Raw genomic sequence first — 26136 nt, 5'->3', positions numbered from 1 at the left:
GTAGTTACAAAGCGTATTATATGTGATGAAACGAGGCAACCAATACCGTATATATCCTAACAAAGAACAAAAAGCCCTTATGGAAAAACACTTCGGTAGCTCTCGATTCGTCTACAACAAACTTTTTGAAATAAAATCTTTACTCTATAAAAAATTCAGAATGAGTATCTCTGAATTTGAACTTAATAATCACCTCCTGATTCTTAAAGAAGTATATCCCTGGCTAAAAGAAGTTAATTCAGGATCATTGCAACAGGCAAGCAAAAATCTTAATTCTGCATTCAACCATTTTTTCAAAGATGGTTTTGGATATCCTCAAAAGAAAAAGAAAAAGGATAATAATTTTTCCTTTCAAATTCCTCAACATTATGCTATTAACTTTGCTACATCAGAAATTAGTATTCCAAAATTGGAATGGATTAAGGTTAAGATGCATAGGCAACTTTTTGAGGAAATGGTATTAGAAGGAAACATTATATATAAGGATTCTAGTCCAGAATTGTTAAGAACATTAACAGTTTCCAGAACTCCTACAGGAAAATACTATGTTAGTATTTTGACTGATGATGGAGAAAAACTTCCAGAAAAACAAGAATTTTCTCATGCTACCTTGATTGGAATAGATGTGGGAATTAATACATACGCGGCTCTTTCTACCGGAGAAAAAATTGAAAATCCTAGATTCTTGAAAGCTTCCCTTGAAAGATTGAAATTCTTGCAAAAGAAAGTTTCGAAAAAGGTAATTGGATCGAAAAACCGGAGAAAAGCTAATTATAATTTAGCAAAATTGCATGAAAAAATCTCTAATCAGAGGCATGATTTTCAGCATAAAGTTTCTAATCGGCTAATCAGCGAAAACCAAGCGATAGCCATTGAAACTTTGAACATTAAGGGAATGAAGAAAAACCACAAATTAGCACAAGCAATTTCAGATTCAGGATGGTATAGTTTTGTACTGAAATTAACGTACAAAGCTGAACGGGTAGGAAAAACCGTTTTGAAAATAGGTATGTGGGAACCATCCTCAAAAACCTGCAATGTTTGTGGTTATCACAATAAAGAATTAACGTTGGATATTCGAGAGTGGCAATGTCCCGAATGTGGAAATATCCATGATAGGGACATTAACGCCGCTATCAATATTAAGAAATTTGCCGTAGGGACTACGGTTTGAGCCTGTGGACCAGGAAAAAACGTCAACCGCCTAGTATGAAGCAGGAAGCTCCTTCCTCAAAAACTCAAGCTGTAAGGCGAGAGTTTTAGGGAGGGGTAGTTCACGAACACTGGCTGTCTTTTACAGTTTCTGCCACCTTTTCCTTCGAATCTCTCTCCTGCCCGGTTTTATCGCTCCTGATTTCTCCGAGTCGTCATTTTTTACTGCCACAGCTCCCTGTTTTTATCTATAAAATCCCTCTGGACTTCTATTTTCGAGGCCGTGTAAATCAACGCTGCAGGGTGGTAGAGTTTCAGGACCGTTTTTCCTTCGTGTTCCACAGGGACCCCCCATTTCAGTTTTCTTTCGGGGCAGTATGACTTTTCAGCTGTGTTGCCAAGGAGAATTATGATTTTAGGGTCAAGCAGGGTTATCTGGGCAACAAGGAAGGGTTTGCAGCATTCTATTTCACTTGCCTTTGGCCTTCTGTTTTCCGGAGGGCGGCATTTGACAGTATTTGTTACGAACCAATCCTCTTCTGAGAGCCCCATATACTCGATCATTTTGTCCAGCTGTTTTCCTGCCCTTCCGTAGAAGGGAATCCCGGTTTCGTTTTCGGTCTTTCCCGGAGCTTCTCCTATGAAGAATACCTTTGGGTTGCAGGAACCTTTTCCTATTACTCTTCGGATTGCACTTTTATGAAGAGAGCACCGTGTACAGGCTATTGCCTCCCTTGCGACGGTCTCATACCCGGCTTCCACCAGTTTTAGAATCCTCTCTTCTAAATTTCCACAGTCTTCTTCCTCTGCTGCCATAGCTTTTACCTCCTATTTTTCCCTGTTATCCTGAGAGTACAGCTTTTTCCTGAAACCGGTACTTAATCAATATCTTTTTTCTTCCAGCGTTAGCTGCCTTTTCCTCTGGTATTAATTGTTTTCTTCTCTTGCATTAATTGTCTTTTTTCTTGTTTTTCATATAAAAATAATAATCCATTTTTTGAGGCATATTTTTTGAGGCACATCTTTTAAGGCGTGAACGGGAACAAACTTATTTATGGAAAAAATTCCATGACAAAGATAACCAATACTGAATGAATAATATTCTCTATAGTTTTATATTTTAAGTTTTATTCCCATATCTATATAAAATTTTGTTTACAAAGGTGTGCTGAGGGTAATGACTGCCAGAAACTTTCTTACGATCGATGATTTTGACATACGCGGAAAGACGATTCTTTTAAGGGTCGACATGAACTCTCCTATGGACACCCAGGGCCACATTCTGGATGATATGAGGATCAGGAGCCATATTGCGACCTTGAAAGACCTCGAGAGCGCAAAAGTCGTTCTGCTCGCTCACCAGAGCAGGCCCGGGAAAAAAGATTTCACTACAATGAAACCTCATGCCCACCTGCTGTCCAAGTATCTGGGCAGGCAAGTTACTTATGTGGATGACATTTTCGGGACATTTGCAAAAACCCAGATTGCTTCTATGGAAGATGGGGACGTTATCATGCTTGAAAATGTCCGGTTTTATTCGGAAGAAAGTCTTGAAAGAACTACGACAGAGCAGGCCAATACATATATGGTTAAAAAACTGTCACCTTTTGTCGATATTTTTCTGAACGATGCATTTGCAGTAGCCCACAGGTCTCATCTCTCGGTTGTTGGGTTTACCGAGGTCCTTCCATCGGGAGCCGGCAGAGTAATGGAAAAAGAACTTATCTCTCTGGAAAGAGGAATCAAAGGGGGAGAAAGGCCAAGCATTTTCGTGCTGGGTGGGGCAAAGGTGGACGACTCCCTTAGAGTGACTGAAAACGTCCTCACAAATGGAGGGGCTGACAGAGTGCTTCTTACTGGAGTGGTTGCAAATGTTGCTCTTGCTGCCTCGGGAGTAAACATCGGAAAAGCCAACATGGATTTCATCAAGTCTCAGGGTTACGAAGACCAGATCGAAAGGGCGAGAGGCTTGCTGGCAAAATTCAAAGACAGGATTGGCCTTCCGAAGGATGTAGCCTTAAACGACGACAGGAAACGCGTCGAAGCTCCTATTTCAGAGCTTAATTCTGATTCTCTGCCCATTAATGATATCGGGCTCGAAACTATTGTGGATTTCACAAATGAGATCCAGAACGCCAAAACCGTTGTTTTAAATGGCCCTGCAGGAGTTTCCGAGATTGATGCTTTTGCCCTCGGGACCCATGAAATTATAAAAGCTGCTATTAAATCCGACTTCTCAATCATTGGCGGGGGACACATCTCGGTTGAGGTTGCACACCTCGGTCTTGAACACCGCTTCTCACATATCAGCACAGGTGGAGGCGCCTGTATTGATTATCTTGCAGGGGAAAAGCTGCCCGGAGTTGAGGCTCTGAAGGCTGCCCGAATAAAATATCAGGAAGCTAAAAAGCTTTAAGGTTTAGGGAGGGGCAGTTCCCCCAGCTCCGATAACATATTGTTATACCAGCTTTCATACATACCATCATACTTAACCAGTGATCAAAATTACGAAAAACGAAGGCAGGATGCCCGTCATTAAATGATGGGTAGTTCACAGCTTAAGCGCATTATTAACATGTTAAAAGCAATTCACAGGTGTTGGTTCAAGCATGCTTACAGAAACAGAAGGTAGGGCTGCAGTCAAGCTTGCAAGAAAAACTATTGAAACGTTTTTATCGGAGGGAAAGCTTTCCGGGCATCAGGAGTCTGGCAGTGAGCTTTCTCCGGTTTTTGGGGAGAATAGAGGCGTTTTTGTTACACTGACTGAAGATGGGCTTTTAAGGGGCTGTATAGGTCATCCTTATCCTGACTCAACCCTTAAGGAAGCGATTCTGGATTCCGCAGTCTCTGCGGCAACGCGTGACCCGCGCTTTCCTCCGGTCGGGAAGGAAGAACTGGACAGCATAGTCGTTGAGGTTACGATACTGACTCAACCTGAAAAGATCAATGTACCTCCAAAAGACCTCCCTGATAATGTGGAGATCGGCAAGCACGGGCTTATCGTGAAACAGGGCTACTACCAGGGGCTGCTGCTTCCTCAGGTTGCTCCTGAGAACAATATGGATGCTATTGACTTCCTGAGCCATACCTGCATGAAAGCCGGCCTTTCTCCGGATGCCTGGGTTAATGGAGCAGAAGTCTATCGTTTCGAGGGGCAGATCTTCAAGGAAACGGAGCCCGGAGGCGAAGTCATAGAGGAGAAGTTTTGAGGTTTCCGAACGCCTCATCATTTTTGACCATATTTTTTAGCCTATTTTTTAGCCTATTTTTTACCCCCATAAAACGTTGGTCGTTCATTTGTATTCAGTTGTTATTATTCCACAGTAATCGAAATAACGTCTACTCTCATTTTTTTCCGTGTTTATGGCATTTGTAGAACTATCGTGTCGCAAAAGCATCAAAACGCAATCAAAAGTCACATTGGATATTTTATCCTAAAAACACCAACCTTGTATCAGTGGACGACCAAAATGTTCACCTTTATTAATTACTCATTTTCACATTTTCTTTATAACGTTCGAGCAGAACGATTTCAACATTGTTTTATAGTGTAAGATATTTGTTCTTTTTTGGATAATATTCACTTTTAAGTTGAGTTGAGCGAAGAAACGTCAATTACCCCTGCGCTAAAGACTCAGGGGTTTCCTGCTGAGGATTTATGAATACCTGTAACCTGCAGAAAAATTCGTTTCCGGGATTTACCGGCAATATTAATCCTGAGCTCTATGTTCTCTCCCTGTCCAGGTTCTGCGAAGATCTGGGTTCGGGGATGCTGGTTGCCCTAATTCCTTTATATATCTCTGACCTCGGGGCATCCTTTTTTTCCGGGCTTCCCCTTGTTGCCAGAGCAGGGCTTGTAATGACGGTTTTTGGGCTTTTCAGTGCCCTTACGCAGCCCCTTATGGGCAGGCTTTCGGACAGGTTTGACTGCAGGAGACCTTTCATCATCTTCGGGCTGATAGGGTATACCTTCTTTTCTTTACTTTATTCGCAGGTAACAAGCTATGAGCAGCTGCTCTTTATCCGGCTGCTGCAGGGGATTACCGTAGGGGCAACCATACCTGCAGTTATCGCAATGGTTACGCATATCTCGACCTCTGAGACCAGGGGAAAAGCCGTGGGAGTCTATACAACCATCCGGGGTGTCGGCTTCGGGCTCGGGCCTGTTGTTGGGGGAGCAATAGCCAGATACTGGGGTTTTGATGCCGGATTTTATTTCTGCGCCTTGCTCGGAGTGGTAAGCCTGGTGCTTGTGACTTTTTTTGTAAAAGAAACAAGAGGTTCTCCTGAGCCGGTTTCCGAAAAAATAAGCGGCAAAAAAAGCTATGCTTCAGTTTATTCCCTTGCGGGTGCCATGCTCATGATGATGGTCGGGATAATGATGGTAGTTGCCCTTATCCCGGAATATGAGATCAGGCTTGAAGCATCCGAGCTTTCCCTGGGGGTTGCGGTCTCAGCCTACATTTTCGCAAGGCTGCTTTTCCAGGCTCCTCTCGGCAGCCTCTCGGATAGGATAGGCAGGAAAAAACTGATCGTTGGCGGCCTTTTCCTGAGCGTCCCTCTGGTTGTCGGGATGGGCTATATCACAAGCATAAATCAGCTCATTCTTTTCAGGGCTTTTCAGGGGCTCCTTGTAGCCTCAATAGACACGCCTGCAATGGCGCTTGCAGCCGACCTCTCGGACGGCTCTTCCTTAAGTTCAAGGCTCAGCATAATCACAACGGCACAGGCAGCAGGTATGGCTTTTGGCCCGATCTTCGGAGGCTTCCTTGCGGGGTACGTGACCTTTGTAACGCCTTTCTACGCATGCGCCCTGCTGATGCTCCTTGCGGGTTTTCTGGTAATCAAAAAAGTAGAAGAGCCTGCAAAAGAGCCTGTAAAAGAGCTTGCAAAAGCTGGGAATCCCGGATAAATATCCAACGCCCGAGTTGCGCCACCCGAGTTGCGCCACCCGAGTTGCGCCTCGGGAGTACGCTGTCCTTTTCGCTGCCCGAATTGCGCCTCGGGAGTACGCTGTCCTTTTCGCTGCGCTCAAGAGGACTACTTGATGGATTTTAGCAGTGAACTTTACTCAGGGGACTAAATTATGAATGTTAATACTGAACTGTGCTCAAGAGGACGAAATTAGGTCGTTCTGAACCGTGCAACCTTATTCGCTGTACGGTGTCGTTTTTGTCACGGCAGAGTTGCGGCTCTGCAGTGCGCTGTCCTTTTCGCTGCGCTCAAGAGGGCTACTTAATGGATTTTAGCAGTGAACTTTGCTCAGGGGACTTAATTATGAATGTTTATGGATGTTAATACTGAACCGCGTTCAAGAGGACGAAATTAGATCGTTCTGAACCGTGCAACCTTAGCTGTACGATGTCGTTTTTGTCACGCTCGACGCAGGAGAGCGGCCTTCAGACAAGAAAATAGATGAAAGAAGGGTAAATAAAAACCTAAAGTAAAAACTATCGGGAAAACCACCAAAAAGAAAAAAACGAACAAATCAAATTCTACCTGATCAATATTTTTTTCGAGTGTATTTTTCATTCGGGCTTCTTTTTATTTTTTTTGACGGGCCGCCAGACAAGCTGGCGGAGGCGCCCTATATTTATCTACGAAATTAAATGAGGTTTCCGTGGTCAAGGAAAGGATTTCACCAGAGTAATTAATTACTAGCATGAATTAACCTGTTATTTTTCCGTGCGTGGCAGAAGAGACGGCTTCAGGCCCGCAAGGTGCAGAAGAAAAAAGAAATAACTCCGGTTTCGGATATTCTGATTAATTTCAACCGATTAATCAGGAACCACCAAAAAAGCATTTATGAAATTTTTAAAAAACGTATTTGAAGAAAAATATTTTTAAGAATGGTTTGAAAAAAGTAAAAAAAGTAAAAAAAAGGTTGATTCTGAACTTCTGGATTACTCTGAATTTTTCGTTTTATTCAATCTGGATTCTTTTTCCGGTTACTGACTTTGTTTTTGGCAGGGTGACTGTTAATACGCCGTTTTTGAGCTGGGCAGTTGCCCCTTCTTCGGTTGCGCCTTCCGGCAGAGGAATTTCACGGTAGTAGCGCATGAATGACCTCTCTTTTCTGAGATAGCCTTCTTTTTCCGTTTCCTCTTCTTTTCCTTTCCCTGCACTGATTACAAGGACATTATCCCTCTGGCTCAGTTCGACATTTTCTTTATCAATTCCAGGAAGGTCAGTTGTAACAATTACTTTGTCATCTTCTTCCACCACATCGGTCAACGGGGATAACGTTTCGCTTCTGCATCCAGTTTCAAGTGCAGGAAATGCTCTTGACAGCTGTTCCATATATTCCTGCATTCTTCTTATCTCATCAAACGGGTCCCAGCTGTACACGTCACGGGATGGTCTCTTTATTGGTAGCTTCATGTACAAATTCCTCCTTACTTGATTCCAGGTTATCTTTAGATTCCAGCTATCTTCTAGTTCTACTGGTTTCTTTTCGGATTTCCCTGGGCTCGTATATTTTTTATTTTATTTCTGATTGCGGTTGGTTGATATTCTCTAACCTGATCTATAAGAGGTGGAGGTTTGAAACAGTTCCTTTTTTCTCCGAAGAACCTGCCTGAAAGACTGGAAACCCTGCCAGGGGTGGAGCTTTAAGAGTGGAGATTTTTTGTTTGCTCTTTCCATGTCTCACAGGCCAGATATATGAGAGTTTGAGGCTCTCATTTTCGTTCTTGTGGAGGGAGAAATCCGTTTTTAAAGGTGGTACAGGTTCACCTTCAGTCTGTTCGCAGATTTTTGGTCAGGTAACTGGAGTCCAATCTTAAAGTTATTTGTGGATACTGTTTGATTGTTAGTGTTATCCAGTTACTAACACATAGTTAGTATTCATTATATTTAAACGTTTTGCCACGGTGGGCTTTGCCTATAAAATAGCCAAAAAACCGCTATTTGCTGGGTATGAGGGGTATTTTTCGGGTATTGGAGGTATTTTTAAGGTATCAGGTCAACTTTTTGGGTAAGCGACCATTTTCGGTATATAGCATCGCATTGTTAACCTGCATAAAAAAATCATTGACAGTTGACTTTTCAGGGAAATTAGGGTAGATCAAAAACATTGAAAATTAAAGGTCTTTGTTCCAAGGCATTTTTTAGGTTAGTGGTTGAATTTATAGGTATGTAACGAATTTTCAGGTAAGCATAGGAATTTTCAGGTAATGGAAAATCCTTGGGTAAAAATAAGCCTCAGTCGGTAATAGCAATACCCATAAAATCCTGCGAAAACAGCTATTTTTAAGGTAAAGGGGTTATTTTTTGGGTAAAGGACTGATTTTTTGGGTATCGATATGATTTTTGAGGTACAAAACGAATATCTATATCTGTTGACATCAACCCTGATATTCATAACATAAGAAAAAAGATGAAATGTAATAAAAGAGAATTCAACTGCACTTTGATGCAGGGAGTTGAATTTGAAGATCTTTATAAGACATTAGTAAAAATTAATATACACAAGTAAATATATTTATAAAGTATGACTGGATTTGACCTTCTTGAGTTTATATCCCAGAATTTAGTAATGATGTTAACTGGTAGCACAATGAGTATATTGGGGATTGCGCTTTACACTCCAGTAGGTAACGCATTTTTAAGCGATGGACTTTTCAGAAACAAGTTTGAAGCACTCCTGATATTTTTAGTATCGGTCCCTGTCACAGCACTGATTACTGTTGGTGTACAGTTTTTTTGGGAATTTTTAGTTGAAGCAATTTCGCTGCTGAACGTTGTTGGATTAGTGTTGATTTTGGGTATGATTGGTGTTAATAGTTGTGTTAAAAACTGGACGTTCACAGATCTAAAATCAATAATTGTTTATATTGTCGGTCTACTCTTCTTGTTTGTCTGAACAAAATAACATAACATAGCATACGTCGATGGAGACATCGATTTATTAATTAACACATTTTAATTTTCCTACACTTTTTTTATATTTCGCGATTTGCCTATAAAATACGTCAAAAAACGCTATCTTATGAGTACAAGGAGTATTTTCGGATATGGGGCAGATTTTTAGGTATAAAGTCAACTTTTTGAGTATGAGGTGATTTCTAATAGCATTTACCACATCGTTAACTATAGAAAAGAAATCGTCTGCAGTTCACTCATCGATCTGTTTTATTATATAATTCATATCAACAGGTTTATACTTTGTTAACTCTACGGAGACATTCATCCTTTTATTTTCTTTATCCATGAAGGGGTACGTATGGATATTGTTATTGTGGGTATGGCCACAAATAACCCAGCCACTCCAGCTGGAAGGGACGTTTTCAGGTCGATGTGTTAAAAAGAACTTGTGATTTGCATATTCAAGAATAAAATCGTCATAAAAATTTATTTTATCCGATTCATCATGATTTCCTATTATGAAAATAATGTTTCCATTCAACTGTTTTAACCAATAATCTGTTGATCTACCCCCTTTTCCGTACGCCAGGTCTCCTAAAAAATAGACTGTGTCTTTATTACTGATGATGTTGTTCCAGTTTTGCACAAGTGTCTTATTCATATCGATGATATCCAGAAAGGGTCTTTTGCAGTACTTAATAATGTTAGCATGGTCCAGGTGTAAATCAGAAGTTATAAAGACTCTTGGCCTTCGAAATACACTTTTGATGTTATCGACCACGCTTCTCTGGGGGACCCCGATTCTTTCACTTATATACTCACCTGGATTATAACTCCCTTCAAAGTATGCATTTAATAGATTCAGTGTATGGGCATAAGTGTCCTTGTCCAGCGCCAATTTCCTGCCTAATGGTCGCCTTAAAAGAAAGTCATATTCACGTAATATCAACTGATCTTTCACAAGAGTTGCTCGGACCATTATATGTTTGAATTTCAGTCCGTCTTTTCTCATAACATATCTTTTTGTCTCTTTGAATTTGTCATCAGATAACTTCATTGCAATTGTTGAGTGAAATTCGTATTTTCTTTCATAATCGAACTGATTAAGCTTGCAGTATGGTTTGAGTGTTTGAGCAAGATTCCATCTAAACTTTTCTAATGCTTGGCTTGGACTAATATCAAGAAATATAACTTTGGTATCCTCAAATGCGCTGAACCCATTTACTTCGAAATCCATTAGCGAGTAGTTTGAGCATAACAAATTGAAGTCTCGGATTAATCTAATCTCATCGTTCGTGCTAAACGGGCCCGCCAAAGTGATGTGAGGAATCGCTCTTTTAGATTTCAGTCCGAATTTCTGATTGATTTCATTTACCCACTTTCTAATCTCATATTTTGCATTACCGTGGAATCTAAACTCAATCAGGTAATGTACCATAAAATAATAAAATCTTTATGAGTATATAAATTATCGTACACAGTTTAATCTAAATTTAATTATTAATCTCAATGAGTACTGATGTCAACATCTTATGCATGCCTTAATGAATATATTAATAATTCAGATTCGGATTTTTAAGGTATCGCCCCTATTTTTTAGGTATTACCCTTATTTTCTAGGTTCACAGTGTATTTTTAAGGTAAAATCATTTTATAGGCAAAGCGGCCACAGTGGGCTTTGCCTATAAAATAGCCAAAAAACAGCTATTTGCTGGGTATGAGGGGTATTTTTCGGGTATAGGGGGTATTTTTTAGGTATCACCCTTATTTTTTAGATTCAAGGTGTATTTTTAAGGTAAAATTATTTTATAAGCAAAGCGTATACAGTACACAAATTGTAATTCTCTGCAAAAAAAAGGAAGAAAAAAGAAAAAAACCGAAAATTGAGCGAGTGGATTGTAATAAATTTTTAGATTTCATGTCGAATTATTTATGTTCTTTCCTGCGGTTCCCATCTGTGGAATTCCACGGCGTTTCAGGAGGTTGTAGACTGGTTGGGTTGGAGCGAGCCATACCTGTCCCTTGCCTTCAAAGGTATGGAGCAGGCCTTCTCCGCTTGTCATAGAACCGAGGAGCTGTTTACTTGATCGCTGAACACTGAAATTGACCGAGCCTGAGCGGAGCAGGGCAAAATTCCCGTCAACCTGCATTCTTTCGTTGTCAAGTTCGTATTTAAGCACTTCTTCCATCGGGACGGGGATTTCGAGAACCACAATACCCGTGCCGCTGATTTGTGTCTGGAACCAGCCTTCTCCCCCCAGGAGTCCCGATGATAGGTTTTTCTGGGTAGCTACTCCGATTTCCATTCCCTCTTCGCAGCAGTAAAAAATCCCCTTATCCACGACAATGGATTCGTTTTCCAGGTTCATGATGATGTAGTGGCTGAAAGATGGTTCGAGGAAGATTTCTCCTGTCCCTTTGTAAAGGGGCTTGAAAGTAGATTCATTGGAGAGTTTGCTTTTGATCAACTTTTTCGCAAGTCCGCTCACTCCTCCTATATTCGATACGGCTTCGATGTTTCCTTTATGGAAATAAAGGGCTCCTGATTCGGTGACAAGTCCACTGTTTTTAAGGGTCACCTTGACCATTTTCAGGGACATCCCTGCATTCTGTATATAAAACAGGTCTTCTGCAAGGGAAGCATCTTTGCTGCCTTTAAGGTGGTTATATTCAACAATTTCAACCGTGAAGCCATCTTTTTTGATAGAATCGACAACTTTTATGTTGGAGTAAAATTTTTCATCCATCTATACACCTCATGAATAATCTACTAATGTGTCTTGTTGACATACTAATATGATTTTATATGTTATATGATTATGGTTGATTAGCATTTTGCCTGGCAAATAACCCAAAAACCGGTATTTGCTGGGTATGAGGGGTATTTTTTGGGTATCATAATTAATTTTGGATGTTTTTCAGGTATATGACTGTTTTTTGGATGAGCATATTGTTTTTAAGTATCTGATCTCGCGAAAATAAAATTGACTTTTTGGTCACAGCCTTAATAATCGAAGAATATATTTACTATTTCTGTAATATATAGTAATTACTGGAAATATTGTAAATTCTGTAAATCGGGCGTTTAAATGGAATCCGCAAAAAAAGAATTTGAGAATCTTGTGTATCAGGGGATAAAATCCCAGGGACTCGATGAGCTTTGCTCCAAATTATTAGCAATACTTTACTCTGAATCGAATCCGCTAACTTTAGAAGATCTTTCTACAATGACCGGGTATAGTTTTTCAGCAGTTAGTGCAGCAATGAAAATGCTCAGTGGAATAAAAGTAGTGGAAAAAACAAAGAAAGCCGGTTCAAAAAAATTTTACTTCTCAGTTCAAAGAGATATGCTGACAATGACAATTAAAGCAGTAAAATCCAAAAATGAACTCATGTTCAGTCCTGCGATTAAAGAGCTTCCAGCAATAATCGAAAGATGTAAAAATAGTAACGCAGAGGACTCTGAAGAACTGCTCAAAATAATCGAAGATTATTATCAGCAAATGATTTCATTGGATTTAATTTTTAAAAATCTTGTTGAATTTACGGAAAAAATTCAAAACGAGGTGATTAAAAAATGAGCCAGAAAATGAGCCAGAATACAAAGCTGAGATATTTGCTTCTTTTAGTTTTTTCAATTATCTTATCAGGAATTTCTCCTGCTGAAGCCGAAATTTCCAGTTATGCATGCGTAAACGCAGAGGTACAGGAAATAAGTCCCAGTTCAATAGGTATCGATAAAGAATTCACCCTGGGAATTAATCTTGAGAGCTGCGGTACTAAAACTCCTGAAGATGTTACCTTTGAGATAATCAGCATTCCTTCAGATATAATAGTTACAGAAAATTTAGTTACTAAAGTTTCAAAATTAACTTATAGTACAAGTGAAAGGTACCTGATATATCACATGAGAACAACCCCTGATGCTAAACCTGGTCCTCATCTGATTAAAATGAAATTAACATATGCAAACACACCCGTTGACACAGAAAAATATTATGAAGTTGAAATCCGGGTGATAGGCGAAGATGCAGAACCAAGAATCTCTTCTGTCAAAACCAATCCTGAATATATCTATGAAGGAGATACGGTTGACTTAAGGTTAGGCATAGAAAACTTCGGGGAAGCAATAGCAAAATCCGTATCAATTAGCCTGGATCACGATTTTAAAGGAATTAAAACTTCTACAATTGGAACTCTTGGCTTAAATGAAAGTCAAACTGCATTATTCAAGTTTAAGGCAAACAGTTCAGGGGAGTTTAAAATCCCTGTCATTATAGAGTATGAAGATGATTTTGGCAAGCAACAGGATGAATATGAGATTGGAATAACTGTGCTTGACAAAAAAGGAAGTTTGAATCTTGCATCTGTAAAGGTTGATCCTGTTCTTCCTTACACGGGTGATACTGTAGAATTGACTATGAGAATTGAAAACTCCGGGGACAGAACAATAAATTCAATAAGAGTCTATGCTGACCATCCATTCAAAGGCTTAAAAGAATCCTTCATAGGAACTCTTGACCCAAATGAAGACGGACCTGCAGTAATTACTTTTATAGTTGATCAAGCAGGAGAATACGAAATCCCTGTAACCATAACGTACAGTGATGATTTTGGTGAAGAACAAATTGAGAAGAAAATCAATCTTATAGTCCTCGAAAGTAGTAGTGGAGTAGGAACAGCTGCAATTGTATTGCTTATCCTGGCAGTTATTGGAGGACTAATTTACATTAATTATAAAACAAAAAAATCAAAAGATGAGATAATTAAGCAGTTGATGGAAGGCAGCGGTAATTCTGCTAAAGATGAAAAATAATGAGAGGTCTCCAGCATGATCAATGATATCAGAGTAGGAGCCCTCATTGCATACTTCAGTGTAAAAAGAGGAAACAAAAAAACACTAATGTTCATAGTTTTTGTTCTCTCGCTCATTTTTATGAACCTGGTATTCCTTCCATCAATGATAGGAGGAATGACCGTTCTATTTACTGGTATGATGCAAGACTACCCTTACGGGGATATTGTCATTGAACCGTCAGGCGACAACACCTACATTAACAATGCTGATAGTGTCTTGCAGAAAGTCAGAGCAGTCGAAGGTGTGAGAGCTGCAACAAAACGACTGGACGCTGGAGCATCTATTGAGCATAAGCAGAAAGTTGTAGGAGCAACTATTACAGGCTTACTTCCCACAGAAGAGTACGACGTTTCACAGTACCCATATATTATCAGTGAAGGAGATTTCTTAGGAGAGCTTTCCCGGGATGAGATTATCATTGGGGCTATGATCGCAGGCACAGGTTTTGGGTCCGAAATATATGATAACCTGGGTGAAGTAAGACCAGGATCGCTTGTTGATGTAACATACAGCAATGGCGTAAAGAGGACCTATAAAGTCAAAGGCATCATGGAAGGCTCATTTGAACTTGTTGACCTTAATGCGTTAGTTAACTACAAAGAAATTGAAGATGTTTATGGTTTAGAAGAGAGTAAAGCTACCAGTGTAGTTGTAAGGGTTGACAAGCAAGGGAGTGAAGATCAAGTAAAGGATAAAATAAGAGAAGCCGGGGTGAATGAGCAAATCTTTACATGGGCAGATAAGTCAGAAACTCTCATAAAGCAAGCAATGCAAAGCATGGGTGCTATAGATACCATGTCAAAGTTTGTGAGTTTGATCGTAGGTGCAGCACTGGTTCTCATCATTATCTATATCAATGTACTTAATAGAAAAAAAGAGATTGGTATTTTAAAAGCAGTAGGCATTACTCCAAGATCAATAGTCCTATCCTATGCATTCCTTAGCACGTTCTATGTTTCCTTAGGAATATTCGCAGGATTGATACTATACTTTTCACTTATGTTTTACTTCCAGGTGAATCCGGTAGTATTCTACGAGACTATGGAAATAAGACCCCAGATCGATTATATGCTGCTTATTGAAAGCATAGTTACCATGCTTACACTATCAGTGATAGCCGGGATACTCCCTGCCTGGAGTGTATCAAAAGAGAGCATACTTAAAGCCATATGGAGTCGATAAAAAGTGATCCTGGTTAAGAACCTGAAAAGGTATTATGGGACAGGGGAAACTGCTGTCAAGGCTCTCAAGGGTGTTTCGTTCGAAATAAAGAAAGGGGAATTTGTAGCGATAATGGGTGCATCCGGAAGCGGAAAAACAACTCTGTTAAGGATATTGGCATTATTGGACGACGCAACGGAAGGGGAATATACCATTCGGGGATTAGAGGTTTCCAGCTTGCCTGAAGCAGAAAGAAGTTATTACAGGCTAACGCAAGTCGGTTATGTCTTTCAGGATTATGCACTCATTAATGAAATGAGTGCTGCAGAAAATGTTTATATCCTTTCCATGATGGAAGGAAAATCCAGAAAGGAATCTTATGAGATTGCTCTTGAAGCATTAGATAAGGTTGGTCTAAAAGAAAAACATAACAGGATTCCTGATGAATTATCCGGTGGAGAAAAGCAAAGAGTGGCAATCGCAAGAGCCATAGCAAAAAAGCCTGACATATTGTTTGCTGACGAGCCTTGTGCAAATCTGGACACAAACAACTCAAAACAAGTACTGGATGTGTTTAAAGAACTGAATGAAAAATATGGCCAGACAATTGTGATGGTAACACATGAACTGTGGCATACTGAGTATGTTGACAGAGTGATTACCTTCGAAGATGGTAATTTAGTTAGCGATGAGAAAAAAAGAAATAGGTAAAGAATAAGGGATGTTATAAATTTCTAAGTAGACCTTAAAGGTCTATTCAATTTCATTGAACCTATTTCAACACTCCATTTTCATTTTTAAGGTATCGCCTTGATTTACTGGTTTCACGGGGTAATCAACTAAACAAATCCGCTCTGTAAAATGTTGTTGAATTTAAAAAACACTAATCTGGATTAGTGCCAATTGTGATTAGTGTTTTTGGCGGTGATTGAATAAATTGAAAAAAATCTGGAAAAACAACCCACTCCCTAACATTTTCAATATGTCTTTTCTGTCAGCGGCGCAGTCCACCGCTTCTAAAAACTCGTAAAAACTAATTGAATCAACCCGAAAATGGCTTTTATATAAGCTTAAAAATGAGAGCCGGATTTAAGTTTCTTCCTTTAATTTTTTTCCTCTCTTTTCTTTCCGTTTCTCTATTTCTTCATTTTTTTTCTTTTCTGACAATTCCCGACTCTCTACTAATTTTTTCTTTCTCTCTTTAAGTTCCTGTATTTCCTTGTCGAATGCGTTTGCCAAGTACTCTTTTTCAATCGTACTGGTTGCTTTCTTTAGTGATTCCTCTTTCTTTTTTTCGGCAAATTCTATCGCTTTGTCGAAATTTTTTTCTGGTTCTTTCATTTCCCTGGTCACCAATTTATGAACCTCTGTAAAGTAAATTATACAGATACATAATTATTTAACAGTTTAATCTTATAAATAAGTGTCATTTATTTTTCAATCAATTCTCAGAGTTTTCTTCGTTTTTTGAGTGGTTCGGGGAACTTTCGACTACGTGGATTGTTTATAACCAATATGGGGAATTCACAATGGGGTATATAAGAAAGTTGAAAAAAGAACCGCAACATCATTTTTTATATATTTCTTCTGTAATCATCGCAGTCCACCGCTTCTAAAAACTCATAAAAATCCATTGAATAAATCGGAGCCGGCAAAAAGTTTTGCTTTGTTTCTAATGGCTACTCTCAAGTTTTCATATGAATCAATTAGTAAAAACTGCATAAACCATAATTCCAATGAAGAACAATATTCTCTGCAGGATATTTTCAGAAGGGTGATTTTCATGAAGACTATAGAAACAGTATTCAAAGAATTTCTTGGTGAACAGTGCCAGCGCCTGCATCCTGAAACATATAGCGACTATGAAGAAGTGATCGATCTCTTTGTGCAGTTTCTTAACCGCTCAGCTTACCTTTTCCTGAGCAAAAAAGACGCAGAGCGTTTCAATGCCCTGCACAATAAAGAATGCAAGAAAGAATGCAAGGAGTACTGTGAAATCTTCAGTCCCGAACACATCGAAGATTCCGAAGTGGAAGGATTCCTCAGCTTTTATATGATCCAGAATGTGTTTTTAGGCATGGATTTCCTGAAAGCCTCCGTGCAAGTTATTCATGATCTGGTTAAATGGCTGCACGCAAATGGCTACATGGCCGATGAAATGTATGAGGAAACTGAAAAAGATGTCCGAGAACTCAAGGATGATGTCCCCGCAGCCAAAGAACTTGCTTTCCTCCTCTTTGAGTATATTGAATCTCACCCTGTTAAAAAATACACCAAAAGACTCTCAAGCTATTTCGAGGTTGAAAAAATAGAACCCGGCAAGCTCTGGCTTTATGAGTACTATACCTTAGGTCAGACTGTAGGTCCTGTCATTGTTTCTCCGGAGATCAGTTCAAAGGCCAAAGTCGGCTGGACCGTCTACCTCGCTTTAGGAAAAACAGGCAATATCTGGCAGCCTCTGGTCCCAGGGATCGTATACCCCCGGTTTGCCGGTGAGCTTTAAAGCTTCTGAGATGTACTGGCGATTTACAAGGTTGTTAGTATTTCAAAATACTAATCTAAATTAGTACTAACCGTGATTAGTACAGGCGGCCTGATAGTCCAATGCTACGTTTTTGGTGTTTCTTTGATCGAGCTTCCGGTATGGCTATTGTCTATTCCTACCATTACCTATTTCTAACTTATATTTCATGTAAGTTCAATTGTCATCTTCATCATATTGGTTATTATAAAAGTAACAGGATTTTGGAGAGCTGTTTATGAAACGTGAAGATATTCTCAATCTTGCCCGCTCAAACCCGGAGGCTGCTGATTCTTACCTTAAAGAGCTTGTATCCACAGTAGAGAAACTTGAAGCAAAAAAAGATAAACTTAAATCAAAAAAAGAGAAGCTTCAAGCAAAAGTAGAGTATCTTGAAGCTAAAAATAGAACTCGTTTTATAAAAAAAGAAATTCTTGAAGCTAAAAATGGGAAACTTGATCCCATAAGCATTGAACTTCGGAAACGAATATTGCGGTAATCTGCTTATATGCTCTTTCAGCTTTAGAATCGGGGGCCATGAATACAAAATGGGCATAGCTCTTTTAATATATTTTTTCTGTCGGCGGCGCAGTCCATCGTTTTCAAAAAATCCATTAAATAAAACGGAGCCGGCAAAAAGAACTGATTTGAAAAAGGTCCGGCAGGCGGCTTTGAAGAAATGTTTTTTTAGAAAACGTAAAACCGTATTAGCTATCTTTGTGGTGTCTTGTCACGCTCGAAGAGCGGCCATTCCGATGAAAAATAAAAAGAATAAAGTGCTGAAATTTAAGCCAGCTCTGAACTTATTTAAATCTGAGCACGAATTTTTCCTGACATGAGTTTAGGAAGAAGAGAATCTTTAATTTGAGACCTTCAGGAATCATCCCGATCTCGGTTTCTTTGAATTTGATTTCAGAGGCAAATTGCTCTTCTCCATGTCATTTTTTATTACTTTTATGGGCTTCTGACTCAAACCTTAGAACTCAGGGTGGATTTTTTCACTTCGTTTTTATGAGGCTGGCTTTTTGTTTTGTTATTTTTTGTTTTGTGATTTCATCGGCAAGGCCGCTCGCTTGCGAGCGGAAAATACACGTTAAAGACAGCTATTGCGGCTCCCCTGTTTTTGAGTTCACCGAACTTTTTTCCGGCGCTTGTTGTTTAGTCTTTGAGTTAGTCTTTTGGGGTGTTTTTGGGTAGTTTGATTTTCTTCCTAGTTTTGTTCAGCTTTTGCCTCTTTTTTGTTCAGCTTTTGCCTCGATTTCTCATCAATTAGGGGCTCATACATGTTTTTTATTATTTTTACAATTTCATCTTTTGTTTTGTACTTTTGATTTGGGCTTCTTGGTTTCTCAGGTAGTGTCTGAACTAGTATATTTAAATCCAACAATTTTTTTAATGATTATTATATGAACCTGGCCTTGTTTTATATCCCAGTTTTTCGATTTCTTCTTAAAGTTGTTCTTCCAGTGAAGAGATATTCAGCCTGAGGCTTTCTAATATAGTTTCGGGTACATTCTCATCCTTTTCTGCCATTTCCAGAGTTCTTTCAAAACAGGACTTTGCCAGGACCGGGTCTATGGATATGTGAATAGCTCCCATCAAAAAGTGCAGATACATGAAGTCCGGGTATTTTTCGCTGAGTTTGCTATAGAGTTCCTTGATTTTTTCGAATTCTTTGTTTTCGGCAAGTTCGTAGATGTAGAATTCAAGCATTCCGGAAAATTCTTGACCTTTTTCGAGCAGGAAATTGTACTTTTCTTCATCGGGCATTAAAGCAAAGTCCATCTCCGGTTTGGATTTGCCAATATCTTCTCCGGGAAAACCTTCAAAATCCATCGCTTCGGAAAAGTCATCATCTTCACCTTTCAAAAGGAGAAGGTCTATATCTTCTTCGGACATTCCGCGTTTTTCAGCAAGCCTTTTGAAGTCCGTTTCATATTTTATCGACTCTACTTCCGAATAAAGGCCCATCACGTAAGCGATCCACTTAACATAGGCCTGCTTATCTTCCATCCAGGTCCGCTTCTCAATAACCCACAAGACATAGTCAATTACAAGCCGGAATTCGTGATGTGTAATCGGTTTTTCACTTAAGGCCCCGATCAAATAATTGATAATCTGTATTTCGAGGTCCCTGCTAAAAAAGGAGAGATCCAATTCGTAGTTTAGCTTTATATTCTCAAGTGCCAGTATGACATCTTTATCCTCTATTTTTCTGTCTCCTTCATAATAATACAGGGCAATCGAATACTCAACAGCACCCAGATACATGATGTATTCGGGTTCCCTGCATTCCAGGCTCTCTATTTCCAGTATTTCAGGGGTGTCGGGTATCAGGTATTCGGATAATGAAATTCTTTCTTCAACAGTCTCGTTATTTTCTTCAGAAACCATAAACAATGCTCTCCGGTGGTTGATCTATTTTCTGTTCAGCCTTTTCTGGCTGCCCTTTTTCTGTATGCTGAATCTCCTTTTCACGGCCTTTTTTATCGTTCTTTCCAGAAGGTTGGAATGGCGGCGGTTGTACTTTCAATTGCATCTATTCCGGAGGCTTGCAAAAAAGCCGCGCAGTGAAGGGCAAAATTCAAACTAAAAGATTTTCAGGCGGTTCCGTTTCCAGAATAAGCTGCCTAACCAGCCTGTCCCCTTTATAAGGAGTTTCTTTCGAGTTCTTTTTATCTTCTATTCAGAATCTTCTTTTTAGCTACTATTAAATATCTTCTTCGCTTTCAACATCCTGATTTGAAGCTTTTTTTCTGGATTTGCATTTACTTTTGCCTTTTTTGCCCGCATCGGTTTTTTCCTCTGGTTTCTCAGTGAGCTCTTCCGGGAGGAGGGTTTCCAGAAGGAGGATATTTAGTTTCAGGGCGCCCTTCATTTCTTCAGGAATTTCTTTTGACCTTGAGGCAATTCTCAAAGTTTCTTCAAAACAGGATTTGGCAAATGCCGGGTCTTTATCGATGTAGACAGTCCCCACCATGAGGTGCAGGGGGAAGAATTTCTTTTCTTTTTCACTGAGCTTTTTGTAAAAGTCCTGCAGCTTTTCAAAATCTTCTTTTTCCGCAAGTTCGGAGATATAGGACTGTACGAGTTCGACGTAATCAGGGCCTTTGTCCAGCAGGAAATTGAATTTTTCATCATCTGTCATTAAAAAGAAACCGGTTTCAAGGTCATCTGCCGTTCGGTCTTCATCAAGAATCCCGGTTTTATCTATAATACCTTCAAAAAGGTCTTCCTCGTCAAATAAACCTGCATCACCGAAGAAATCATCAGTCATTTCTTTTTTCATAAGGAGCATATCAACCTGAGATCCGGATACACCCATTTTGCGGGCAAATTTTTTGAACTGGCTTTCGTATTTTTTCTCCTCTACCACTGATAAAAAGCCTAACACGTACGTTATCCACTTTACATAGGCCTGTTTATCCTGCAACCAGGACCTGTTGTCAACGACCCACAAAACATAGTCAAGAACAAGGATGAATTCATGGTCGGTAAGCGGGCTTTCCTCAAGAGGTTCAATCAGGGTTTTTACAATTTTAATCTCAAGAGCTTTTTCAAAGAAACTGATGGGTTTGTCACGGTTCTGTTTTATATTCTTCAATGCCTTTATGACATCTTTATCCGTAACTTTCCGGTTCTCTTTGTAATAATATTCGGCAATTGAAAACTCGATTTCACTCAGATACTCGCTGTATTCGTATTCGTTCTCGTAAATGTTTTTTATTTCCTTAATCTTCGGAGTATCCGGCACGAGAAATTCGGACAAAGATAACTTGTCCTCAACAAATTCATTGTTTTCTTCAGAAACCATAACTAATGCTCTCCGATTGTTAATTTGTATTGATTTCTAATAACAGGGATGGATGGATACAATTATTTTTACGTGGTTGAACTGGTTATTTTTTCAGTTCAGCCAGCACCTCTTTTTATGTTCAACCGGCGTATTTAATTGTTCATTTCCAACTTGGTTCATACCCGAGCCCTGTCAGATTCTCTTTTATTTTCTTCTCCAGCTCTTCCGACTTCCTGAGCTGTTCCGAAAGTTCAGTAGTCAGCTTCTCCATTTTCTCTTCAAATTCCTCATCGTCGTCTTCGGTTTCTTCAAAACCTACATAGCGGCCAGGGGTCAGGATATAATCGTGCTTCTTAATTTCGTCAAGGCTTGCAGACTTGCAGAAACCGGGGACGTATTCGTATTTTCTACATTCTACTTTTTCCCGACGCCAGGTATGATAAGTGTCGGAAATTTTCCGGACTTCTTCATCTGTAAGTTCGCGGGGGGTGCGGTCCCGCAAAGCTCCCATGTTCCGGGCGTCAATAAAGAGGACTTCTCCGCTGCGTCCATGTTGTTTCTGAGCTTATCTGCTGTCTGCCAGAGTTTTTCTTCAAAACCGAGGTTTGCGCCGTTTGAACCGGTTGTGTTTTTTGCCATGGGTGAGCAACACTGTAATGATGGCTTAGGATAATCCGTGAACTGTTATAAAATTGCTGATTATGGGCATTGTTCAACGGTTTGCATAGTTGAGGTAATTTTTCAGAATTGATAAATATGCTAATCCAAATTATCATAAAATTCAAAATATGATATAATGATAATCATGCCATTAAAAAGCAGGAGAATTTCTTAGACATGGGGATAAAAAAGACTCATTCTCAGGCAGTGAATAAAATTTTCCTGACAAAAAAAGTTTGTCGGGAAGGTTGCCCTTATAAATGATCTTCTGATAAGGCTTTCCGGTTTTTCATCTGTTTATTCCCAACCTCGGTTGCAATCAGTTTATTTTCTTGATCAGGTTAAGGAAGCTGGCTCTTAATCTTTCTTTTGTGGAGTCCGAAAGACCATCGAGTTTATCGAGGGCGTTTTGTGCATTTTCAAAATAGGATTTTGCAAGGGCAGGTTCTATCTCAAAGTAGGTTGCTCCCATGAAAACGTACAGGTAAATGAAGTCGTCGTATTTTTCAGTGAGTTTGCCGTAAAGTTCCTGAATCCTCTCAAATTCGCCTTTTTCTGACAGTTCGGAGATGTAAACTCCTGTAAGTTCGTAAAACTCCGGGCCGTTTTCCAGCAGGAAATCGAATTTCTCGGAGTCTTCCATTGAAAGGAAACTGCTTTCCACTTCTGCTATCATCTCTTCTTCGGTCAGTTCTTCTCCTTCGTCTCTTTCCCCTCCTTCGTCCCTTTTCTCTCCTTTATCTCCTTCATTTTCTTCTCCATACCCCTCTACAAATTCAAAATAATCTTCTTCGTCCCCTTTCAGGAGTATGAGGTCCGCATGTTTACTGGACAAACCCAGTTTAGCAGCAAGCTTTTTTATGCTCTTCTCATACTCTTCATTCTCTTCTTCTGTGAAAAGGTCCATAACGTAAGCTACCCACTTTATGTATGCCTGTTCATCTTCCATCCATGATCTGTTATCGATAATCTCTAAAACGTAGTCTATTACCAGCTTCAACTCATGGTGGGTTACTGGTTTTTCTTCAAGGAGGTCTATCAGGTTTTTGACAATTTCTTTTTCAAGCCCCTCTTTAAAAAAAGAAATGTTTTTGTTGCCGTTTTTTCTGATATTCTTTAATGCCGATACTGCATCCTTATCCTTTATTTTTCTGTCAGCCTCGTAAAAATGCCTGGCAATTGAATATTCTGCTATTCCTATGTGCTCGGCGTATTCATACTCTCTACCCTGCAGGCTTTTTATTTTCTTAACTTCCGGCGTATCGGGTGCAAGATGCTGGAAAAGTGAGTCTTCTACCCCTTTAATGGATCTACCTCCGGTTTCATGGTTCATGGCCTTTCTTTCCCTCCTTTACTCTTTCTTTTCTTCCTCCTTTACTCTTTCTTTTCTTTCTCTCCTTTACTCTTTCTTTTCTTTCTTCTTTCTTTAATTTCGTGACACTCCATTGTGTTTAGTAAGTGCACTTAAAACTGAACATGCATCAAAGTTTTCATGCATCAAAGTCTTGAAACCCCATATTAGAAATTTCCCACTCCATAAAAATCTGTATGCAGCCCGTATGCTCATCAACCTCTTCTCCGTATGCTTTAAGTCCGCTCTTTTCATAAAAGAGGATAGCTTTTTTGTTATCCCTGTAGACCTTAAGGGATAGCCTGCCTTTCAGGGCTTTTGCGTGTTCAAGAAGATCCTTTCCCATTCCTTTTCCCTGCGCGTCGGGAGCTACAAAGAGGGCACATACCCTCTCTCCAACGAGTGAAATAAAGCCTGTAACTTTTCCTTCTTGTTCAAAAACATAATTTTCGGCAAGAGGCAGATACTTTTCCTTCATTGCGGATTTATACGAAGCCCAGAAAGAAGCTGGCACAAAGGGATGGGCAATGGCTGATGCGTCGTACCAGATCCTTACCATCTCTTCAAGGTCTGTTTCCCTGTAAGTTCTGATCAATTTATCCCATTCCTCTCTTTTGTTAGGTTTATTTTCTCTATCTAAAATTAAAATTATATCTTTATATTTTGGATGGTTGAATTTATTGGTCGTCCACCTTTAAATGGTTGATATCCCTAGTTTTGCTGCCAGAATTGCGCCTCGCCCGAATTGCGCTTTGGGATCTCAGGAAATCGGAGATTTTCTGGGAGTTGCACTGCAAGTGCAACAGTACGCGGTCCTTTTCGCTGCGCTCAAGAGGACTAAGCGATGGGTTATGTCAATTAGCTTCATTCAAGAGGACTATTTGATAAATCTCTTTGACCTGTGCAACAGCATTAGCTGTATTGTGTCTTTTTTGTCCCGGCAGAGTTGCGGCTCTGCAGTGCGCTGTCCTTTTCGCTACGCTCAAGAGGATCAATTTAAAGGTTATAATGTGAACTTCGCAAGGTCAAATGGGCAGAAGAATACATATTAATGACCAGTAAAACCTTATTAGCTGTATTGTGTCTTTTTTGTCACGCTCAACGCAGGAGAGCGGCTTTCAGACAAAAAATAAGAAAAAAGACCAAAAATAAAATTTATAAATTAAAATTGAAGTAAAAAGTCTGTGAAAACGCAATCAAAACAGAATTTAATTATACCTGAAAATAATCCATTACACATCTGATTCTATCGATTTTTACTACTTCCTCAAACATCTTTCCTTCTTTCTATTCTACGTCTTTCTTCTTTTTGGGAAGGGCCGCCAGACAAGCTGGCGGAGGTGCTTATATTTGTCTGTGAATTTGAATGAGGTTCCCCGGGTCAAGAAAAGTATTCTTAGGACAGGGAAGATAGTTCTGAATTCAGTTTATCCTGGAGACAGTATGAATTCGCATGTTACTTTTTTGTTACTTCCTGGAGACAGTATGAATCTGCGTGTTACTTTTTTGTTACTTTTTTGCGTTGCAGACGAGACATGTTCATCCTGCAAGGGGTATAGCAGGAAAACAAAAGATTCCATTTTCGGAGATCCGAATAAAAATCAGCCGATTAATAAGGGACAACCAATCTCTCGGACGATGTGTTAATTTCCAGGGCTACATGTTCGTCTCCAGTTAAGGAGCTCCTGCTGGAAAAGTATCCGGTTAACAGACTCCATGCGGAAAGCTCAATTTTATTAGTGCCAGACTGGAGAATTCGGATTACAGGATCTTGTTAAAAAAAGGTTCTGTACGCTATGTAGCAGTTGTGCAGAAAAGGTTAAACCGAAAAAGGTTCGGCCGAAAAAAGGGCTTTAACGAAAATTGTCCGAATCAAAAAGAAAAAGTCGGATAATTTCTTATCTTTTAATCTGACTCGATCTGCCTGATCAAGTTGCTTGCATATCTTTCGGATATTTTCACCTGCGGACTGCAGGGTACAACTTTCACCAGTTTCCCGAACTGGGTAACGTACACTTCGGGCCCGTGTGAAGTCTTCACTTTCATAAAAGTATATCCCATTGAAAAGGTCATATTTTTAACCTCCTATACTTAATATGTCGGATCTTCCATATAAACATATTTCCAATTAATAATCGTTATATATTGTGGGTACTGATATTGAATCTTTTTTAGAAATTTATCTCAATCGGGAGATAATATATATTCGACAAAAACGAATATTTATGATCTGTCTGCAAACACAAAGGTTATTTTTAAGACCCAGTTAACAGGCTTTATCCCTCTATGTTTTTGTAAAATGATTCTCTCTAACGGTAAAAGGAATGACCTTTAATGGTAAACAGAGAGACAAGTAGAGGGATGAATCGGAAGAAAAAAAGGGAGACAAAGAGACAAATTGAGATACAAATGAGAGGGATGAATCGGAAGAAAAAAGGGAGACAAATGAGATAAATGAGGCAAATGAGATGTACGTCTGTTTGTATACACATAAACAGGAACAAAAAAAGTTATCGGAACTTTTCCATTATTTTGAGCAGTTCTTCTTCATCTCTGGCAAGGGCAACTATAGCCATCTCAATCATCAGGTTCACGACTCCGTCCGAAAGAGCCCTGAAATCGGTCCTGAGTCCTATAACGGGTTTTCCTTTTGCATAGGCATAACCTATCTCCCAGGCTGTCCCGGAGTCCACGTCCACACCGTCAAGAATTGCAACAACAAGGTCTGAGGTATCCACACCTTCCACACACTTCCTGAATATACATTCCTG

At 39.5% G+C, this 26136-nt stretch carries 24 protein-coding genes and 1 pseudogene; 12 read left to right on the top strand and 13 right to left on the bottom strand.

Annotated features, from left to right (window positions below; all coding sequences use genetic code 11):
* Window positions 1-25: 25 nt before the first annotated feature.
* Window positions 26-1174 carry an RNA-guided endonuclease TnpB family protein gene (locus tag PHF18_RS06265; protein ID WP_300099866.1) on the top strand — a complete coding sequence of 383 codons (1149 nt, stop codon included), beginning with the start codon at window positions 26-28 and terminating at the stop codon, window positions 1172-1174.
* Between the two features lie 200 nt (window positions 1175-1374).
* On the opposite strand, the gene PHF18_RS06260 is transcribed toward PHF18_RS06265, so the two are convergent.
* Complete coding sequence (locus PHF18_RS06260) at window positions 1375-1968, bottom strand: uracil-DNA glycosylase (protein ID WP_300099863.1); 594 nt, start codon at window positions 1966-1968, stop codon at window positions 1375-1377.
* A 349-nt stretch (window positions 1969-2317) separates the two neighbouring features.
* Between PHF18_RS06260 and PHF18_RS06255 the strand changes: the two genes are divergently transcribed.
* From PHF18_RS06255 to PHF18_RS06245, 3 genes are all read left to right on the top strand, one after another.
* Entirely contained in the window at window positions 2318-3568 is a 1251-nt protein-coding gene (locus PHF18_RS06255; RefSeq protein WP_300099859.1) for a phosphoglycerate kinase, read from the top strand.
* Window positions 3569-3761: 193 nt separating this feature from the next.
* Window positions 3762-4361, top strand: a complete 600-nt coding sequence (locus PHF18_RS06250; RefSeq protein WP_300099856.1) for a TIGR00296 family protein — start codon at window positions 3762-3764, stop codon at window positions 4359-4361.
* Window positions 4362-4810: 449 nt separating this feature from the next.
* A complete protein-coding gene (locus tag PHF18_RS06245) occupies window positions 4811-6064 on the top strand; it encodes an MFS transporter (RefSeq protein WP_300099853.1) in 1254 nt (417 codons plus the stop codon).
* 1010 nt (window positions 6065-7074) lie between these two features.
* Here the strand turns inward: PHF18_RS06245 and PHF18_RS06240 are convergent.
* Window positions 7075-7533 carry an Hsp20/alpha crystallin family protein gene (locus PHF18_RS06240; RefSeq protein ID WP_300099850.1) on the bottom strand — a complete coding sequence of 153 codons (459 nt, stop codon included), beginning with the start codon at window positions 7531-7533 and terminating at the stop codon, window positions 7075-7077.
* A gap of 1111 nt (window positions 7534-8644) precedes the next feature.
* Here PHF18_RS06240 and PHF18_RS06235 point away from each other — a divergent pair.
* A complete protein-coding gene (locus PHF18_RS06235) occupies window positions 8645-9016 on the top strand; it encodes a hypothetical protein (protein WP_300099847.1) in 372 nt (123 codons plus the stop codon).
* A 252-nt stretch (window positions 9017-9268) separates the two neighbouring features.
* Here PHF18_RS06235 and PHF18_RS06230 read toward each other — a convergent pair whose 3' ends face one another.
* Window positions 9269-10456 carry a 2'-5' RNA ligase family protein gene (locus tag PHF18_RS06230; RefSeq protein WP_300099843.1) on the bottom strand — a complete coding sequence of 396 codons (1188 nt, stop codon included), beginning with the start codon at window positions 10454-10456 and terminating at the stop codon, window positions 9269-9271.
* A 478-nt stretch (window positions 10457-10934) separates the two neighbouring features.
* Window positions 10935-11765 carry an AIM24 family protein gene (locus PHF18_RS06225; RefSeq protein ID WP_300099839.1) on the bottom strand — a complete coding sequence of 277 codons (831 nt, stop codon included), beginning with the start codon at window positions 11763-11765 and terminating at the stop codon, window positions 10935-10937.
* 342 nt (window positions 11766-12107) lie between these two features.
* On the opposite strand from PHF18_RS06225, the gene PHF18_RS06220 reads away from it, so the two are divergent.
* Genes PHF18_RS06220 through PHF18_RS06205 form a run of 4 tightly spaced genes read left to right on the top strand, consistent with a single transcriptional unit; the run spans window position 12108 to window position 15748 of the window.
* Window positions 12108-12599, top strand: coding sequence for a hypothetical protein (locus tag PHF18_RS06220; RefSeq protein WP_300099836.1), 492 nt, complete (start codon window positions 12108-12110; stop codon window positions 12597-12599).
* Entirely contained in the window at window positions 12596-13834 is a 1239-nt protein-coding gene (locus tag PHF18_RS06215) for a COG1361 S-layer family protein (RefSeq protein ID WP_300099834.1), read from the top strand. The genes PHF18_RS06220 and PHF18_RS06215 overlap by 4 nt, the downstream gene beginning before the upstream one ends.
* A 15-nt stretch (window positions 13835-13849) precedes the next feature.
* Window positions 13850-15058: an FtsX-like permease family protein gene (locus PHF18_RS06210; protein ID WP_300099831.1), complete on the top strand. Its 1209-nt coding sequence runs from the start codon at window positions 13850-13852 to the stop codon at window positions 15056-15058.
* Between the two features lie 3 nt (window positions 15059-15061).
* Complete coding sequence (locus PHF18_RS06205) at window positions 15062-15748, top strand: ABC transporter ATP-binding protein (RefSeq protein WP_300099828.1); 687 nt, start codon at window positions 15062-15064, stop codon at window positions 15746-15748.
* Between the two features lie 378 nt (window positions 15749-16126).
* Here the strand turns inward: PHF18_RS06205 and PHF18_RS06200 are convergent, their stop codons facing one another.
* Window positions 16127-16378, bottom strand: a complete 252-nt coding sequence (locus PHF18_RS06200; RefSeq protein WP_300099825.1) for a hypothetical protein — start codon at window positions 16376-16378, stop codon at window positions 16127-16129.
* Window positions 16379-16820: 442 nt separating this feature from the next.
* Here PHF18_RS06200 and PHF18_RS06195 point away from each other — a divergent pair, with 442 nt between their 5' ends.
* From PHF18_RS06195 to PHF18_RS06185, 3 genes are all read left to right on the top strand, one after another.
* Window positions 16821-17540 carry a hypothetical protein gene (locus PHF18_RS06195; protein WP_300099822.1) on the top strand — a complete coding sequence of 240 codons (720 nt, stop codon included), beginning with the start codon at window positions 16821-16823 and terminating at the stop codon, window positions 17538-17540.
* A gap of 256 nt (window positions 17541-17796) precedes the next feature.
* Complete coding sequence (locus PHF18_RS06190; protein ID WP_300099819.1) at window positions 17797-18057, top strand: hypothetical protein; 261 nt, start codon at window positions 17797-17799, stop codon at window positions 18055-18057.
* Window positions 18058-18106: 49 nt separating this feature from the next.
* Window positions 18107-18397, top strand: coding sequence for a hypothetical protein (locus PHF18_RS06185; protein ID WP_300099816.1), 291 nt, complete (start codon window positions 18107-18109; stop codon window positions 18395-18397).
* A 371-nt stretch (window positions 18398-18768) separates the two neighbouring features.
* Here PHF18_RS06185 and PHF18_RS06180 read toward each other — a convergent pair whose 3' ends face one another.
* From PHF18_RS06180 to PHF18_RS06145, 8 genes and pseudogenes are all read right to left on the bottom strand, one after another.
* Window positions 18769-18942 (bottom strand): hypothetical protein, encoded by a 174-nt coding sequence (locus PHF18_RS06180; RefSeq protein ID WP_300099813.1) that lies wholly within the window; start codon window positions 18940-18942, stop codon window positions 18769-18771.
* A 65-nt stretch (window positions 18943-19007) separates the two neighbouring features.
* Window positions 19008-19952 (bottom strand): hypothetical protein, encoded by a 945-nt coding sequence (locus PHF18_RS06175; RefSeq protein ID WP_300099810.1) that lies wholly within the window; start codon window positions 19950-19952, stop codon window positions 19008-19010.
* A gap of 316 nt (window positions 19953-20268) precedes the next feature.
* Window positions 20269-21372 (bottom strand): hypothetical protein, encoded by a 1104-nt coding sequence (locus PHF18_RS06170; RefSeq protein ID WP_300099807.1) that lies wholly within the window; start codon window positions 21370-21372, stop codon window positions 20269-20271.
* 142 nt (window positions 21373-21514) lie between these two features.
* A pseudogene (locus PHF18_RS06165) lies at window positions 21515-21895 on the bottom strand (N-6 DNA methylase); the annotation flags it as partial.
* Between the two features lie 438 nt (window positions 21896-22333).
* Window positions 22334-23347 carry a hypothetical protein gene (locus tag PHF18_RS06160; protein ID WP_300099804.1) on the bottom strand — a complete coding sequence of 338 codons (1014 nt, stop codon included), beginning with the start codon at window positions 23345-23347 and terminating at the stop codon, window positions 22334-22336.
* A 157-nt stretch (window positions 23348-23504) separates the two neighbouring features.
* The gene (locus tag PHF18_RS06155; protein ID WP_300099801.1) at window positions 23505-23960 is read right to left on the bottom strand and encodes an N-acetyltransferase; all 456 of its coding nucleotides are present in this window, start codon (window positions 23958-23960) and stop codon (window positions 23505-23507) included.
* Window positions 23961-25270: 1310 nt separating this feature from the next.
* Window positions 25271-25438 (bottom strand): hypothetical protein, encoded by a 168-nt coding sequence (locus tag PHF18_RS06150; RefSeq protein WP_300099799.1) that lies wholly within the window; start codon window positions 25436-25438, stop codon window positions 25271-25273.
* A 437-nt stretch (window positions 25439-25875) separates the two neighbouring features.
* On the bottom strand, window positions 25876-26136 hold a 261-nt coding region (locus PHF18_RS06145; RefSeq protein ID WP_300099797.1), incomplete at its 5' end, for a nucleoside 2-deoxyribosyltransferase.

The sequence above is a fragment of the Methanosarcina sp. genome (assembly GCF_028693135.1).
Taxonomy (GTDB): domain Archaea; phylum Halobacteriota; class Methanosarcinia; order Methanosarcinales; family Methanosarcinaceae; genus Methanosarcina.
This window is presented reverse-complemented; position numbering and strand designations above follow the sequence as displayed.

What these genes read in the sequence shown, in the direction of transcription:
- PHF18_RS06260 (WP_300099863.1), bottom strand. Translation starts at nt 1,968, where the DNA reads ATGGCAGCAGAGGAAGAAGACTGTGGAAATTTAGAAGAGAGGATTCTA.
- PHF18_RS06250 (WP_300099856.1), top strand. Translation starts at nt 3,762, where the DNA reads ATGCTTACAGAAACAGAAGGTAGGGCTGCAGTCAAGCTTGCAAGAAAA.
- PHF18_RS06210 (WP_300099831.1), top strand. Translation starts at nt 13,850, where the DNA reads ATGATCAATGATATCAGAGTAGGAGCCCTCATTGCATACTTCAGTGTA.
- PHF18_RS06150 (WP_300099799.1), bottom strand. Translation starts at nt 25,438, where the DNA reads ATGACCTTTTCAATGGGATATACTTTTATGAAAGTGAAGACTTCACAC.
- PHF18_RS06215 (WP_300099834.1), top strand. Translation starts at nt 12,596, where the DNA reads ATGAGCCAGAAAATGAGCCAGAATACAAAGCTGAGATATTTGCTTCTT.
- PHF18_RS06245 (WP_300099853.1), top strand. Translation starts at nt 4,811, where the DNA reads ATGAATACCTGTAACCTGCAGAAAAATTCGTTTCCGGGATTTACCGGC.
- PHF18_RS06200 (WP_300099825.1), bottom strand. Translation starts at nt 16,378, where the DNA reads ATGAAAGAACCAGAAAAAAATTTCGACAAAGCGATAGAATTTGCCGAA.
- PHF18_RS06195 (WP_300099822.1), top strand. Translation starts at nt 16,821, where the DNA reads ATGAAGACTATAGAAACAGTATTCAAAGAATTTCTTGGTGAACAGTGC.
- PHF18_RS06170 (WP_300099807.1), bottom strand. Translation starts at nt 21,372, where the DNA reads ATGGTTTCTGAAGAAAACAATGAATTTGTTGAGGACAAGTTATCTTTG.
- PHF18_RS06265 (WP_300099866.1), top strand. Translation starts at nt 26, where the DNA reads ATGAAACGAGGCAACCAATACCGTATATATCCTAACAAAGAACAAAAA.
- PHF18_RS06225 (WP_300099839.1), bottom strand. Translation starts at nt 11,765, where the DNA reads ATGGATGAAAAATTTTACTCCAACATAAAAGTTGTCGATTCTATCAAA.
- PHF18_RS06230 (WP_300099843.1), bottom strand. Translation starts at nt 10,456, where the DNA reads ATGGTACATTACCTGATTGAGTTTAGATTCCACGGTAATGCAAAATAT.
- PHF18_RS06175 (WP_300099810.1), bottom strand. Translation starts at nt 19,952, where the DNA reads ATGGTTTCTGAAGAAAATAACGAGACTGTTGAAGAAAGAATTTCATTA.
- PHF18_RS06185 (WP_300099816.1), top strand. Translation starts at nt 18,107, where the DNA reads ATGGGCATAGCTCTTTTAATATATTTTTTCTGTCGGCGGCGCAGTCCA.
- PHF18_RS06240 (WP_300099850.1), bottom strand. Translation starts at nt 7,533, where the DNA reads ATGAAGCTACCAATAAAGAGACCATCCCGTGACGTGTACAGCTGGGAC.
- PHF18_RS06160 (WP_300099804.1), bottom strand. Translation starts at nt 23,347, where the DNA reads ATGAACCATGAAACCGGAGGTAGATCCATTAAAGGGGTAGAAGACTCA.
- PHF18_RS06235 (WP_300099847.1), top strand. Translation starts at nt 8,645, where the DNA reads ATGACTGGATTTGACCTTCTTGAGTTTATATCCCAGAATTTAGTAATG.
- PHF18_RS06190 (WP_300099819.1), top strand. Translation starts at nt 17,797, where the DNA reads ATGAAACGTGAAGATATTCTCAATCTTGCCCGCTCAAACCCGGAGGCT.
- PHF18_RS06220 (WP_300099836.1), top strand. Translation starts at nt 12,108, where the DNA reads ATGGAATCCGCAAAAAAAGAATTTGAGAATCTTGTGTATCAGGGGATA.